The sequence below is a fragment of the Anaerotignum sp. MB30-C6 genome (assembly GCF_030908465.1).
Taxonomy (GTDB): Bacteria; Bacillota; Clostridia; order Lachnospirales; family Anaerotignaceae; genus Chakrabartyella.
On the sequence record NZ_CP133078.1, the window covers coordinates 151,390 to 164,975 of the forward strand.

At 40.7% G+C, this 13,586-nt stretch carries 13 protein-coding genes and 1 pseudogene; 11 read left to right on the plus strand and 3 right to left on the minus strand.

Going from position 1 to position 13,586, the window contains the following annotated elements:
* Window positions 1-327: 327 nt before the first annotated feature.
* From RBQ60_RS00700 to RBQ60_RS00710, 3 genes are read left to right on the plus strand one after another with little or no spacing between them, the layout of a single operon-like run.
* Window positions 328-1,464, plus strand: a complete 1,137-nt coding sequence (locus RBQ60_RS00700; RefSeq protein WP_307884688.1) for a TRAP transporter substrate-binding protein — start codon at window positions 328-330, stop codon at window positions 1,462-1,464.
* 20 nt (window positions 1,465-1,484) lie between these two features.
* A complete protein-coding gene (locus tag RBQ60_RS00705; RefSeq protein WP_307884689.1) occupies window positions 1,485-1,973 on the plus strand; it encodes a TRAP transporter small permease in 489 nt (162 codons plus the stop codon).
* Window positions 1,970-3,259: a TRAP transporter large permease gene (locus RBQ60_RS00710; RefSeq protein ID WP_307884690.1), complete on the plus strand. Its 1,290-nt coding sequence runs from the start codon at window positions 1,970-1,972 to the stop codon at window positions 3,257-3,259. The genes RBQ60_RS00705 and RBQ60_RS00710 overlap by 4 nt, the downstream gene beginning before the upstream one ends.
* Window positions 3,260-3,471: 212 nt before the next feature.
* Here the strand turns inward: RBQ60_RS00710 and RBQ60_RS00715 are convergent.
* A pseudogene (locus RBQ60_RS00715) lies at window positions 3,472-3,681 on the minus strand (hypothetical protein); the annotation flags it as partial.
* Window positions 3,682-3,803: 122 nt separating this feature from the next.
* Between RBQ60_RS00715 and RBQ60_RS00720 the strand changes: the two are divergent.
* Both RBQ60_RS00720 and RBQ60_RS00725 read left to right on the plus strand, forming a co-directional pair.
* The gene (locus RBQ60_RS00720; protein ID WP_307884692.1) at window positions 3,804-4,268 is read left to right on the plus strand and encodes a hypothetical protein; all 465 of its coding nucleotides are present in this window, start codon (window positions 3,804-3,806) and stop codon (window positions 4,266-4,268) included.
* Entirely contained in the window at window positions 4,268-4,528 is a 261-nt protein-coding gene (locus tag RBQ60_RS00725) for a hypothetical protein (protein WP_307884693.1), read from the plus strand. The genes RBQ60_RS00720 and RBQ60_RS00725 overlap by 1 nt, the downstream gene beginning before the upstream one ends.
* A 199-nt stretch (window positions 4,529-4,727) precedes the next feature.
* Here RBQ60_RS00725 and RBQ60_RS00730 read toward each other — a convergent pair whose 3' ends face one another.
* Window positions 4,728-5,093 (minus strand): hypothetical protein, encoded by a 366-nt coding sequence (locus RBQ60_RS00730; protein ID WP_307884694.1) that lies wholly within the window; start codon window positions 5,091-5,093, stop codon window positions 4,728-4,730.
* Window positions 5,094-5,220: 127 nt separating this feature from the next.
* On the opposite strand from RBQ60_RS00730, the gene RBQ60_RS00735 reads away from it, so the two are divergent.
* The 4 genes from RBQ60_RS00735 to rpoD all read left to right on the plus strand — a co-directional run bounded on the left by RBQ60_RS00735 (window position 5,221) and on the right by rpoD (window position 10,495).
* Window positions 5,221-6,009, plus strand: coding sequence for a metallophosphoesterase (locus RBQ60_RS00735; RefSeq protein ID WP_307884695.1), 789 nt, complete (start codon window positions 5,221-5,223; stop codon window positions 6,007-6,009).
* Window positions 6,010-6,389: 380 nt separating this feature from the next.
* Window positions 6,390-7,403 carry a deoxyguanosinetriphosphate triphosphohydrolase gene (locus RBQ60_RS00740; RefSeq protein WP_307884696.1) on the plus strand — a complete coding sequence of 338 codons (1,014 nt, stop codon included), beginning with the start codon at window positions 6,390-6,392 and terminating at the stop codon, window positions 7,401-7,403.
* A 191-nt stretch (window positions 7,404-7,594) separates the two neighbouring features.
* Window positions 7,595-9,373: a DNA primase gene (gene dnaG, locus RBQ60_RS00745; RefSeq protein ID WP_307884697.1), complete on the plus strand. Its 1,779-nt coding sequence runs from the start codon at window positions 7,595-7,597 to the stop codon at window positions 9,371-9,373.
* A gap of 39 nt (window positions 9,374-9,412) precedes the next feature.
* A complete protein-coding gene (gene rpoD, locus RBQ60_RS00750) occupies window positions 9,413-10,495 on the plus strand; it encodes an RNA polymerase sigma factor RpoD (protein ID WP_307884698.1) in 1,083 nt (360 codons plus the stop codon).
* Between the two features lie 292 nt (window positions 10,496-10,787).
* Here rpoD and RBQ60_RS00755 read toward each other — a convergent pair whose 3' ends face one another.
* Window positions 10,788-11,012: a hypothetical protein gene (locus tag RBQ60_RS00755; RefSeq protein WP_307884699.1), complete on the minus strand. Its 225-nt coding sequence runs from the start codon at window positions 11,010-11,012 to the stop codon at window positions 10,788-10,790.
* Between the two features lie 615 nt (window positions 11,013-11,627).
* Here RBQ60_RS00755 and RBQ60_RS00760 point away from each other — a divergent pair.
* The gene (locus tag RBQ60_RS00760) at window positions 11,628-12,314 is read left to right on the plus strand and encodes a tRNA (adenine(22)-N(1))-methyltransferase (RefSeq protein WP_307884700.1); all 687 of its coding nucleotides are present in this window, start codon (window positions 11,628-11,630) and stop codon (window positions 12,312-12,314) included.
* Window positions 12,305-13,429, plus strand: coding sequence for a Nif3-like dinuclear metal center hexameric protein (locus RBQ60_RS00765; protein WP_307884701.1), 1,125 nt, complete (start codon window positions 12,305-12,307; stop codon window positions 13,427-13,429). Before RBQ60_RS00760 ends, RBQ60_RS00765 begins: the two co-directional genes overlap by 10 nt.
* Window positions 13,430-13,586: the final 157 nt, after the last annotated feature.

Below are 13,586 nucleotides of genomic sequence, written 5' to 3' on the forward strand. Positions count from 1 at the left end.
CCATAGCTTTTTTTGTGCATAAATATCTTTTCTAAGCTGTTTCATAGATTTAAGATAAGAATTTCGTTAAAAAAGGATAAAAATGAGATTTAAAAGAGGTTGTTTTACATGTTTTATTCGTCTTAATTACGGATTGACTGTCGAAAAATGAATATTTATAATAATTAAAGATGAATAATTTTTCAGAAGTTTGTCTTATTGTAAAATTACCATCTTGAATCCTCGGCCGGGATCAAAACAGCAACGACCCTACAAAAGATGCTCCGAAAACTGATTTTTTAAGGAGAGAAAGAACCGGAAACCGTTCAATATTTAGGAGGGAAATCTATGTTGAAAAGAGGTATAGCTGCTGCATTAGCATCAGTTATGGTACTAGGGCTCACTGCGTGTGGGAAAGAACCTGTAGAAACAGGGCAGACCGATACCCCTGCAACACCAACTGGTTTTGTAGAGACAAAGGTAGAGCCTGATAGTTTTGATTCAGGTGTGGAGTTAACCAGTGATTGTTATCGTTTTATTTACGCCTTAGGAAATGCACCAGCTACCATCGACGCAGCGAAATTCTTCAAAATGCGTCTGGAACAAGAAAGTGGCGGTACATTAAGTTGTGACATATATACAGATAACGTTTTGGGAAGTGAAAGAGAGCTATTAGAAGGATGTCAGTTTGGCAATTATGATATTGTATTAGCTACGAATGCCACCGTAGCATCTTTTAGTAATGACATCTTCTGTTTAGACATCCCTTGGTTATATGATAATAAGCAGCAGGTTTATGAAGTGCTGGATGGTGTTTTAGGAGATACTCTTGCTGAAGGTCTTGAAGATAAAGGCTTCAAGTTATTACAATGGCAGGAAAACTCTTTCCGTACATTAACAACTTCTGACAGAGAAGTAAAATCCGTTAGTGACTTGAAAGGGCTAAAGATCCGTATCATGGAAAATGAATTACAGTTGGCACAGTGGAAAAATTATGGGGCGAACCCTACCCCTATGGCATTTACTGAATTGTTTACTGCATTACAGCAGGGCACAGTAGATGGACAGGATAATGGTGCAGAGTTAACATGGCAGACAAAGTTCTGTGAAGTTCAAAAGTACTATACATACACAAAACACATTTACTCCCCTTATGTTATTTTAATGAGTAATGAGAAATTCAAGTCTCTTACACCGGAACAACAGGAGATTGTAATGCGTGTTTCCGATGAAGCAGTAGCATATGAGCGTGAAAGATGCTCCGAATATGAAGCGGCTGCGATCGAGAACATCAAAAACTATCCTGGTATGACTTTCACCGAATTAACACCAGAAGCAGTAGAAGAATTTAAAGCTGCTTGCGTTGGCCTTAAAGAGTTAGCTTATAAGAAGGTAAGCAATCCAGAAATTATTGATTTACTGTATAGCGAGGTAGAAAAAGCGAAAGCAAAATATCCCGCTGAAGGTGTAGAGTCAGCTTCGTAAATGAGAGGGGAGGCAAAAAAATGAAGTTTTTTAATGATCATTTGGAAGAGTTCTTTATCATTCCATTGATGTTTTTAATGAGTATCATTATTTTCATTCAGGTTATCATGCGTTATGCATTCCAAAATTCCTTGGTTTGGTCGGAGGAATTGGCAAGATATATGTTTGTTTGGCTTGTTTATTTTGCGGTAAGCTATACAGCTCGTCGTGAAAAGCACATTCGTATTGATGCGGCCATTAACATTTATCCGAAAAAATTAAGACCTTTTATCGAACTTTTAAGTGAAATTATCGTTTTGGCATTTTCTCTTTTTATTGCAATAACAGCCATCACAGTATTCCAAAAAATCACATGGAGCGGTCAGCTCTCTCCAGCGATGCGTATCCCCATGCAGTTTGTTTACGCAGCGCCTTTGGTAGGCTTTGTTTTGACTGCCATCCGTCAGATTCAATGTGTTCTTAGAAGAATAAAAGCATTAAAGAATCATGAGGAGGTGGCTGAAGTATGACAGGTAGTATTGCTCTTGTTGTTTTTGGCACACTGATAGCTTGTTTAGTTTTAACTGTGCCTATTGGTTTTTCTTTGGGTATTGCGTCCTTATCGTATATCTTATATACAAAGCAGTTGACTTTTGGATTTATTACGCAAAACTTGGTAACTGGTGTAGACTCTTTCCCCATCATGGCGATTCCGTTTTTCGTTTTTGCCGGCGAGTTGATGGGCGGCGGCGGTATCTCCCGAAGGTTGCTGAACGTTGCCAATGTTTACTTTGGTCGAATTCAAGGTGGTTTGGCTATCGTAACTGTAGTTGTTTGTATGTTCTTTGCAGCTATTTCCGGCTCTGGCCCTGCAACAGTTGCAGCGGTAGGCGGTATGGTTGTACCTACTATGTTACAAAAGGGATACGATAGAAAGTTCGTACTGGCTTTGATTGCTGCGGCAGGTTCTATCGGTGTTATTATTCCTCCCAGTATCCCCATGGTTGTTTATAGCGTTACCACAAATAGTTCTGTAAGTAAGCTGTTTTTAGCAGGCTTTGTTCCTGGTATTTTAATCGGTTTTGTTTTGATTGGATACTCCTACTATTTCGCAAGAAAAATGGGCTACAAGGGTGATGATCAACCTTTTAGCTGGGGTAGAGCACTGAAAGAAACATGGGATAGTAAGTGGGCTTTGCTTTCTCCCGTAATTATTTTAGGTGGTATTTATGGTGGTATCTTTACACCAACAGAAGCAGCGGCTGTATCCGTTATTTACAGCTTGGTAATTGGCTGTTTGGTTTATAAAGAATTGAACCTTAAACAGTTAATGGATGTAACAAAGAACGCTTGTGAAACAACAGCTACAATTCTGATTGTAATTGGTTGTGCTGCTGGTTTCTCTAAAGTTCTTACATTGGGCCGTATCCCTACAACAGTAGCAACATTCTTGACATCCATGACAGATAGTAAGATTCTTATTCTTCTGTTAATCAACATATTGTTGTTAATTGTTGGCTGTTTCATGGAAACATTGTGTGCCATTATGATTTTGGCTCCAATCCTGTTCCCTGTAGTAACAGCATTGGGTGTAGATGTAACACACTTCGGTATTATCATGGTTGTGAACTTGGCAATCGGCTTTATTACACCTCCTTTGGGTGTAAACTTGTTCGTCGCCTCGCGAGTTGGGGAGACAACGTTGGATGCCGTCATCAAAGGAATTGTACCTTTCTTGGTGCTGATGATTGTAACCTTGATGTTAATCACATACATACCTGCAATTTCTATGTTCTTGCCGAATGTATTAGGCTAACATAGACGGAAATGTAGTGATGGTTTTTGTTAGTAAGTGGAAGTGTATTTAATTTGCAAGCATCTTATTTACTGCCACTTGTATGTTCTATGAATCTGATTCAAGGTGTCTTCTATCGTTATGGTAGTTACGACTCATATTAAACTCCAGAAGAACTCTCTTTCTGAAAAAGGAAGGGGGTTCTTCCTTTTTTTACAGTTGGGTTACGTGTCATGGGTGCCGTGACCGTTATCATCATAAGGGCCTCTTTTCCCACTTACAAAATCCCGAAAAACAATAACTCTATTTTGAGGTGTGATAAAGTCTGCAACGGGAGAGATACCTGTATCTAGGAAGGCGATGCCAACTCCTCTCCCTGTGAAAAGGGATTCAGGAGAGGTTTTGGCTTCGCCTCTTTGGGACGAATAGTTTGGAAAAGACATGGAAAACATCTCCTTTCTTTCTCTATTAAAATATGTTGAAATAAGTTTTTGGGAATAGGCAAAGGTATTTTTTCTTTTGGTGCATCATATCTTTTTAAAAGGCTTGTTGGGGGAGGTTCGAAATGGAGGAAAAACTGAACAGCGAGCAAATGAAGCTTTTGTCGGGAATGATGGGCGCAGAAGGAAGCGATGCTCTGCGGATGATGGAGAGAATAGACCGGCTTCGCCGTCTTTTTGGAAATACGGAAACACAAAAATCCCAGGAAATTCAGACGAACGAAGCTTCGGTGCCGGAATCACCCTTTGGAAGTGACCGAGGGGAAAACATTTTATTTTCTGCCATTCCTTTTTTGGATTTGGAGTTCCAAAAGAATATTTTTGTGATTGCCCGCTTGATGGAGCTTCGGCGAGTATTAGACGGGACAAAGCTTGAGGTAAGGGAACGGCAAGAGGATCCTGCATTCCGTCGGCATAATATGCTGCGGGCGGTACGGCCTTTTTTGAAAACAGAGGAAAAAGCACAAATAGACAGTATGCTTAAGATTATGGAAGTGAAAGATATTTTAGCTCGTAAGGAGGGACAGTAGTGGAAAAAGGATGGAATACACCCGAGGTACAGGCGTTGGGAGAAGAACGGCTACGATTGATTAAAGAAGCAGCAGAAAAGAGTCGTGGAAAAACAGGAATGGAAATGCTAGATGTATTTCTAGAGTATGGTGATCGATTGGCTCAAGGAGGGGAACTGCCCAAGGACCAGCAAAAGCTTCTTCTGGCTGCAGTTGGTGCCACTTTGCCCAAAGAGGAGCAGGAACGGTTGGTACAGATTATGTCCATGCTAGGATATTGATTTCTTAATCAAAAGTACATAGTTATAAATTTGATGAGAGGGCGGTATTTGACAATGAGTGCAGATACCGCTTTTTTGCTGTTTCGCTTTAGCGTTCGGAAAGTCCTTATAGGCGGGTAAGAATTTTTAAATAGATATTAAAGCATTTTTTTTATGAAGGAAAAAGCGAAAATCAGTGAATGATTTTCGCTTTTTCTTTTTAAATTAATTTAAATAAATAAAGAGCTAGAATAAAAAGAGGAACCAGATTGCCATTGTTACAGGAGCAGGTGTTTGGCTCACAAGAAGGCATCTCTTTCACCTGCCATTGTTTCTCTTTTTTTACACAACCCCCTCTTGTTGGTTGTGGTGGTGAAACCCTTTCTTTGTAAATAGGTTTTTCCCCACACGTAGGTTTTGCCTCACGGAAGGAAGTTTCCTGGCAAGTACGCTGTTCTTTGCAAAAAGGAGCTTCCCTATGCGGCCCATGACCGCCACAAGAAGGCGAGGGCGTGGGCCGCTGGTTTACATTACCGCCGCCTAGGCAGGCAGAAAAAGGATGGGGTAAATTTGGGCTATGATACATGGACAGTACCTCCCTATAGTCGTTGTTTCAAATATATGAGCAAAGGGTGAATATTTTTCTTCTTTTTTTTCACTGCCATACTTTTTTATGATATAGTATTAAAGAAGGTAAGGAGTGAAATAACGGTATGAAAGAACATCGGGAACGAAACTTCCGTATTTTAGAATTTAAAGAAAATAAATTTGATATAATAGGTGATGTCCATGGTTGCTATGATGAGTTAATGGAACTGATAGTGGCCTTAGGGTATGAAAAAAGAGGACATGCTTATTTTCACCCCAAAGGCAGGAGATTAATTTCTGTGGGTGATGTTGCGGATAAAGGCCCGAAGAATATATTAGCCTTGGATTTTTGGATGGATCAGGTGGCCTATGGAGGGGCTTTTTGGGTTCATGGGAACCATTGCAACAAGCTGTATCGTTATCTTTCAGGAAACAAAGTACGTATTTCCCATGGTCTGGAAAATACCGTGGGGGAGTTGGGGGAGTTAACGAAAGAGGAGCGGCTTGCTTTTCGCAATCGTTATATGAGCTGTTACGAAAGCCAATGTTATTACCTTCTGCTGGATAAAAAAAGGTTGGCCGTTGTCCATGGTGGATTGCGGGAGGAGTCCATGGGGCGCTTTTCCAATAAAATCCGAGCAGTATGTTTATATGGGGAAACAACGGGGGTTTTTGAAGAAAGTGGAAAGCCGGAGAGATTAGACTGGGCGGCGGAATACCGGGGGAAGCCTTTTGTGGTGTATGGGCATACCCTTGTGGAAGAAGCGAAAATTATTAATAATACGGTAGATATCGATCAAGGCTGTGTTTACGGTGGATACTTGACGGCGTTGCGTTATCCTGAGAGGGAGTTTGTGCAGGTGCGAGGTAAAAAATATATGGAGTACCTGGGTGGTGGGAAGGTGCCAGAGTGAAGTCTATGTACTTGAAATGATTAAAATGACCTCCGTTTTTAGAAGGCTGGAAGCACTCGCAGTGAAAAATAAAGATAAGAATTCTTTTCATAAGCATATTTCATTAAATTCCTAATAAACTGATAAAAACCATCTGTGAAACAGCGGATGGTTTCTTTATTTTTTGACTAGAAAGGTCATCTATTTGTTATTAATAGAGTCCTTGTGTTTAACGTAAAAAGGGTGGGGCATTTCGGGCTAGATTTTGAAATCATATTTTCCCAGTTTAGGAGAAGCATCCTCTTTTTTTGTGTGAAAAAGAGGATTTTTGTTGAGGACGCCGTATTTTTCTAGTATAAGGATAAATAAATAAAGTCTGCAGATCGAGAAGGAGGGATAGTATGGAACTGAGGCTCTTACAAGAAGAACGGGAGGAAAAAATCCTTGGGGAATATGCAAAAAAAAGCATTGAGACCAAGGGGAGAGGAAAATTAGAGGCCAAATGCGATATTCGCACGGATTTTCAAAGAGACAGGGATCGTATCATTCACTGTAAATCTTTCCGTCGGATGAAGCATAAAACTCAGGTTTTTATTTCCCCTGAAGGAGACCATTACCGTACACGCTTAACCCATACCCTAGAGGTTGCGCAGATTGCAAGAAGTATTGCAAGGGCATTGAGCCTAAATGAGGATTTGACGGAGGCCATTGCACTAGGACACGACTTGGGACATACCCCTTTTGGCCATGCAGGGGAAAGGGAGCTGGATAAGCTGTGTCAAAGCCATGGCGGGTTTTCCCATAATGAGCAAAGTTTACGTGTAGTTGAGCGTTTGGAGAAAGACGGAGCGGGACTAAACTTAACCTGGGAGGTGCGGGATGGCATTTTACATCATCGTACCAGTGGTTCGCCTGCAACCTTGGAAGGTCAGGTTGTGCAGCTTTCCGATAAAATTGCTTATACCAACCATGATATAGATGATGCGGTACGGGCGGGTATGCTGAAGCCTGCGGATGTGCCAGCGGGGATTGTTGCCCTGATCGGAACCACCTCCAGTAGCCGTATTAATGCAATGATTAGAGATACCATTTCAAACAGCGTAGGCATAGATAAAATTTGTATGAGTCAGCAAATGCGACAGACATTGATGGACTTGAGAGAGTTTATGTTTCAAAAGGTGTATATGAGTTGTGTTGCTGTGGAGGAACACGTAAAAGCAGAAAAAATAATTGGAGATTTATACGCCTATTATATGAACCATCCTGAGGTAATGGAGGGTGAGTTTTTACAGCTTTTGCAGGAAGGCGAGCCCTTGTGGAAGGTGGTTTGTGACTATATCGCCTGTATGACGGATCGCTTTGCTGTAGCCAAGTATACGGAGCTTTTCATCCCCAAAGAATGGAATAAACTTTGAAATGATGATGGTATTTGTAAAAACCATATCATTTTTTCATAAATTTTTGGGCATATATACAAAATAGAGTATTATAAAAGGATTTTCGAAGTTTCTGTCGAATTATTAAGTTTGAGGAGGAAGTGCAAGTAAAGGTTCACTTCCTTTTGCATGTTTAGAGAAAAGCGAAGGAAAAGGGTAGGTGAGAATCAATGCGGTATCCACGTGAAATAATCGAGGAGGTTCGTTTACAAAACGATATCGTTGAGGTGATTTCTCAGTACGTTCCTTTGAAGCAAAAAGGCGGTTCTTATTTTGGCCTTTGCCCGTTTCATAATGAAAAAACACCATCTTTTTCTGTCAACAGCGAAAAACAATTTTATTATTGTTTTGGCTGTGGTGCGGCTGGAAATGTTTTTGGGTTTTTAATGGAGATGGAAAACTGTGACTTCCCAGAAGCCCTAAAAAAACTGGCAGACCGTGCCCACGTCAGTCTGCCGGAGCCAGAAAAAAGTGCCCAGGCTATGGTGGCGGAGCAACTAAAGGCGAGGCTGTTTGAAATTCATACGGTTGCAGGGCGTTTTTATCATGATATTTTACAAAGTGATGAGGGGGCTGCTGCCCGCAGCTATATGAAAGAAAGGAAGTTAAAGCCCAATATAACCCGCAAGTTTGGCTTGGGTTTTGCCCCTGAACGGCGAAACGTTTTGCTGGAGCATTTGAAAGAAAAAGGATACTCCATCAATGATATGCTGCAAAGTGGGTTAGTCATTGAGAATAAGGACAAAAATGGATACCATGACCGCTTTCGTGGTCGATTGATGTTCCCTATTTTTGATCCCCAAGGCAGAGTGGTTGGCTTTGGTGGGCGAATTATGGGCAAGGGAGAACCCAAATACTTAAATTCACCGGAAACAATATTGTTTAGTAAAAGCAGAAATTTGTATGGATTAAACTTTGCCAAGGCAGCCCGAAAGAAGGAGCTGATTTTGGTAGAAGGATATATGGATATGATTTCTCTTTACCAAGCAGGATTTCATAATGTGGTAGCGGCGTTAGGCACTGCTTTTAATCAGGAGCATGCCCGCACCCTTAAAAAATTTGCAGAAGATATTATTCTTTTATACGATAGCGATGAGGCGGGGACCAATGCTGCATTAAGGGCAATTCCCGTTTTAACTTCAAATGGATTTCGTGTACGGGTAACCCAAGTCCCCGATGGCAAAGATCCCGATGATTTTATCAAGGAAAATGGGGCACTAGCGTTTTCGAAGTTACTGATAAATGCTGTTCACTATATTTCTTTTGAGATAGCTTGTATTCGAAGAAATTATAATTTAGATAACCCTGAACATAAAGTACGCTTTGCCACAGAAGCGGCGGATATTCTATCAAAGCTAGACAATGCCATTGAACGGAATGTTTATGCCAGCGAGGTTAGCAGAATGACGGGGGTTGAAGAAGGGGCAATTCGCAGTGAAATTGATAAACGTGTGAAAAAAGTGGATGACGCTTTTCAAAAAGAGGCCGAAAAAAGACGGCAAATGAACCAAAAGGCCAGCAGTGTGGGTGGCCATAGGGAGAAAGGGCTGATGGAAGCCCAAAGGAGTATTTTGTATTTTAGTGCGTCGGAGCAAAAGGTTTACGAAAAGTTAGTAAGTGTTTTGGATAAAGAGGATTTTACCGAAGACCTCTATTATCGGGTTTTTCAGACAATAGGCCAATTATGGGGGGAGGTTGGCAACGTTTTTCCCGCAGAATTGGTAAGTTATTTTGAAAATACAGCCGAACAAAAACCTGTAACGGAGGTTTTTGCAATCCAACTTCCCGCCCAGAGTAAGGAAGATTTACAAAAGGCGATGAATGAAGCGGTAAAACTACTGAAACGGACGAAAATCGACAAATTGACGGCTACCGCCACCACGGTGGAGGAGTTACAAGGCTTGGTGGAAGCCAAAAGAATGCTGGATTCCCTGTATATTACCATTTAAGATGGTTAGACTATAAGAGCAGAGAAAGGAAGGATTGCGTTGAAATCCGTCGAAGAAACTACGTTGTTGACCCGTTTAGAGGAACTGGTTCAACTTGGAAAAAAGAAAAAGAGTGTATTGGAATATAAAGAGATCATGGATCATTTGGCGGATTTGGAACTTGACCCCGATCGAATTGACCGTATTTATGAGTACCTGGAATCTCAAGGAATTGATGTTTTAGGTAACATAGAAGCGGAAGGAGAAGAGGAGGAGGCCGAGAAGGATCTGGATTTGTCACTACCTGAGGGTATTAACATCGATGATCCAGTACGTATGTATTTAAAGGAAATCGGTAAGGTTGCCTTGTTAACTGCAGAAGAAGAAGTTGAACTTGCTCAACGTATGGAAGCAGGCGACGAGGAGGCAAAGAAAAAACTTGCCGAAGCCAACTTGCGATTGGTTGTTAGTATAGCAAAGCGTTATGTTGGTAGGGGGATGTTATTCCTGGATTTGATACAGGAAGGAAACCTTGGTCTGATTAAGGCAGTTGAAAAATTTGACTACCATAAGGGTTATAAGTTTAGTACCTATGCAACATGGTGGATTAGACAGGCAATTACCCGTGCCATTGCCGATCAGGCAAGGACCATTCGTATTCCTGTACACATGGTAGAAACAATCAACAAATTAATTCGTATTTCCAGACAGCTTTTGCAGGAATTAGGTCGTGAACCGACGGCAGAAGAACTGGCAGTAGAAATGCAGATGTCAGAAGATAAGGTTCGTGAGATTATGAAAATCGCACAGGAGCCTGTTTCTTTGGAAACCCCTATTGGCGAGGAGGAAGATAGCCATTTGGGAGACTTTATCCCCGATGATGATATTCCTGCGCCCGCAGAAGCAGCAGCCTTCACTTTATTAAAGGAACAACTCATTGAGGTGTTGGACACGCTGACAGATAGAGAAGAAAAAGTATTACGCTTACGTTTTGGCTTGGATGATGGACGAGCAAGAACCTTAGAAGAGGTGGGCAAAGAATTTAACGTTACCCGTGAACGTATTCGCCAGATTGAGGCAAAGGCTCTTAGAAAACTGCGACACCCCAGCCGTAGCAAAAAGCTGAAGGACTACTTGGAATAATCAAAAGTGTTCAATCAGAAAAAAATTATGAGCGTTGTTTTGCTACTGCAAAGTAAAAAGAAATGAATACTGTTTTTACTTTGCCGGAGTTTTGTTTTTAAATATCAGAATAAGAAGCCGCCCTCTGGCTCCCCTGTGGAGCTGGAGGGCGGTATTTTGAATGGTCTTCTGAAATATCCATTTTTTCTGGATTCTGGGCTGAGAAATGGACAAATTGCTTAATTTCTAATTTTACAACATGCATGCCTTTTTCACACTTTTATTTTATTGGAAGGTGTTTTGGAGCCGCAAGTTAAGTAGTATCATTTATAATATTGATGAATACTGGATCCTTACTGATGCGTTTATATTTTGTTATATCAGATTCCTGTATGCCGAAAACAAAAACAGAATCTTTATAATCGTATGTAGCATAACGCTTTGCACCAGACTCTGCTGTCATAGTCACAAGCAGAACATGGTTTTCGGCTGTGGTGGTATAAGTGCCTTTTTCATTAACATGGAATTGTCTATACATTGTAAATTTCCCATTGTATTGAAATACCATATATTAAGTATCTGATGTTGCGATGTCCCAATTCGTGCTATACGTTCCGTATATATTTGTTTTTTGAGATTTAAATAGACATATAACTATGCCTAACATGAGGAAAATAAAACATATAATAATTATAGTTCTTTTCTGAATTTTCTCATTGAATTCCTCTTTTCAGACCAGCATACTACATATGTAATCAATATAAATTTAATAGTATCATAAATTCAAGCCAATAGCTAGCCAAGTTATTAAATATTTTTTTAACATTAGTATTTCTTTTGTATACTCGGTTATTTCTGAGAAAAGTGCAAAAAATAATGATGTCTACTCTCCATAATCCAAATCTGTTGCATAATAGGATAACGTTTTAAATTTTATATCAATAAAGCTGGATATTCATCTTCATATTCCAACTTCTGCTCCAAAGACCGTATAGATTCCCTCCTTTCATTGCTTTAAGCGGGATGCTGTGATATATTTTTATAAAAAGGTAAAGACATTGATAAAATAAAATATTGAAATTAAACTCTTTTCGGCAAATCCTTGAAACGTATTGTTGATTAGAATTAACTTTGGCATAGAAAGGTAAGAATTATGGAAATTTCTAAAAGACTTCAGGCTGTTGCGGCTTTGGTTTCCTATCCCAATGTGGCAGATGTTGGAACGGATCACGGCTATGTCCCCATATATCTACATAGAAAAGGGAAGCTCAAAAGAGCCTTTGCCTGTGACGTACGAAAGGGGCCTTTAGAGAAAGCAAAGGAAAATATACGTTTATTTCAAGCAGAACATGATATTGAAACCCGCTTGGGCAGTGGCCTTTTACCACTACAAGTGGGAGAGGCAGATACGGCAGTGATTGCCGGCATGGGTGGTATGTTAACGGTGCGAATATTAAAGGATAGCCCTGCGGTGGTAGCCTCCTTGAAGGAGCTAATATTAGCCCCCCAGCATGACGTGGATGTTGTGCGTCGTTATTTGCATGAAATTGGCTTTTCTATTGAAACAGAATTGATGATGCAGGAGGATGGAAAAACTTATCATATCATGCGATGCATCCCTGGGGAAGAAAAATACCCTCGTGAAATTGACTATTTATATGGAAAAAAACTATTGGAACAAAAAGAACCTTTATTAAAAGAACTGTTGACTATTGAGGAAGAAAAGTACCGCTTAGTGGAACAGAAACTGGTTAAAAGTAATACGGAAAGTGCCAAAGAACGCTTGGTTCAGGTGAGAGAAAAACTAAGTTTCATGAGGGAGGCGTTAGCGTGTTTGTGACAGTCAAAGACATTGTAGCATTTATGGAAGGCATTGCACCAGGCAAATTGGCAGAAAGCTGGGATAATACAGGGCTTGCCATCGGGGACCCCAACCAACAGGTGAAAAAGGTTTTGGTGGCTTTAGACCCTCTGGATTCTGTGATTGATGAAGCCATTGAGATTGATGCGGACATGATTTTGACCCACCATCCTATGTTGCTTTTTAAAAAGATAAACAGTATCACAAAAAATGATGCACTAGGCAGGCGTATTTATAAGCTGATAGAAAATAAGATAGCTGCGCTGTCTGCCCATACAAACTTGGATATTGTAAAAGGTGGAATCAATGACGTTTTAGCAGAGCTAATTGGCCTTTCGAATGTTGAGGTACTAGAAGAAACATGGGCGGAAGAATTGAGAAAGATTATCGCTTATGTCCCAGAAAGTCATTTAGACAGAGTTCGTGATACTATGTGTGCAGCAGGTGCTGGGCATATAGGCAATTACTCCCACTGTACCTTCCAAACTATGGGGGAAGGTACTTTCCTACCGCTCGGGGGCACTGCTCCCTATATAGGCAAAGAAGGTGTTTTGGAGAAAACTGCGGAAGTTCGTCTGGAAACCATTGCTCCTATTGGGAAGATGCCGAACATTGTTGATGCAATGAAGGCTGCCCACCCTTACGAGGAAGTGGCTTATGACATATATCCCGTGGAACAAAAAGGGAAAAAAGAGGGCATTGGCCGTATTGGTGACTTGCCACAACCTATGATATTTTCTGATTTTGCCTTGTTGCTCAAAGAAAAGCTGGGCCTTGATGAAATTATTCGCCTTGTAGGAGACCCGAATGAGCAAATCACTCGTGTAGGGCTTTGTGCAGGAAGTGGCGTTGAGTATATGTCAGCGGCCAAGAAACAGGGTGCAGATGTTTACTTAACGGGTGACTTAAAGTATCATGAAGCCCAAAGAGCCTTAGAGATGGGAATTTGCGTGGGAGATATCACCCACTATGCCAGTGAGGTAATTATCGTACCTGTGCTGGTGGAAGCATTGCGCAAAGAAGCAAAAGAAACGGGTTGGGAGTTAGAAGTCGTAACCTCGAAAGTAAATGGGCAAACATTCTGGACAATTTAACGGACTTGGGAAAGTCGCCCACCTCTTTAGGTGAAGGTGACAGTTGCTTTGTTTTCAACAAAGAGTTAAGCTCTGGCTGAAAACAAAGGCGTTGTTAACACCGTCCGTTATAAGTATTTTTGTTGGTCAAAAATACGCATAGTTTTTGACTGGATAT

Bases quoted from the DNA above. Each gene is read 5' to 3' on its own strand.
- RBQ60_RS00700 (WP_307884688.1), top strand. From the start codon at position 328: ATGTTGAAAAGAGGTATAGCTGCTGCATTAGCATCAGTTATGGTACTA.
- RBQ60_RS00705 (WP_307884689.1), top strand. From the start codon at position 1,485: ATGAAGTTTTTTAATGATCATTTGGAAGAGTTCTTTATCATTCCATTG.
- RBQ60_RS00710 (WP_307884690.1), top strand. From the start codon at position 1,970: ATGACAGGTAGTATTGCTCTTGTTGTTTTTGGCACACTGATAGCTTGT.
- RBQ60_RS00720 (WP_307884692.1), top strand. From the start codon at position 3,804: ATGGAGGAAAAACTGAACAGCGAGCAAATGAAGCTTTTGTCGGGAATG.
- RBQ60_RS00730 (WP_307884694.1), bottom strand. From the start codon at position 5,093: ATGTATCATAGCCCAAATTTACCCCATCCTTTTTCTGCCTGCCTAGGC.
- RBQ60_RS00735 (WP_307884695.1), top strand. From the start codon at position 5,221: ATGAAAGAACATCGGGAACGAAACTTCCGTATTTTAGAATTTAAAGAA.
- RBQ60_RS00740 (WP_307884696.1), top strand. From the start codon at position 6,390: ATGGAACTGAGGCTCTTACAAGAAGAACGGGAGGAAAAAATCCTTGGG.
- dnaG (WP_307884697.1), top strand. From the start codon at position 7,595: ATGCGGTATCCACGTGAAATAATCGAGGAGGTTCGTTTACAAAACGAT.
- RBQ60_RS00755 (WP_307884699.1), bottom strand. From the start codon at position 11,012: ATGTATAGACAATTCCATGTTAATGAAAAAGGCACTTATACCACCACA.
- RBQ60_RS00760 (WP_307884700.1), top strand. From the start codon at position 11,628: ATGGAAATTTCTAAAAGACTTCAGGCTGTTGCGGCTTTGGTTTCCTAT.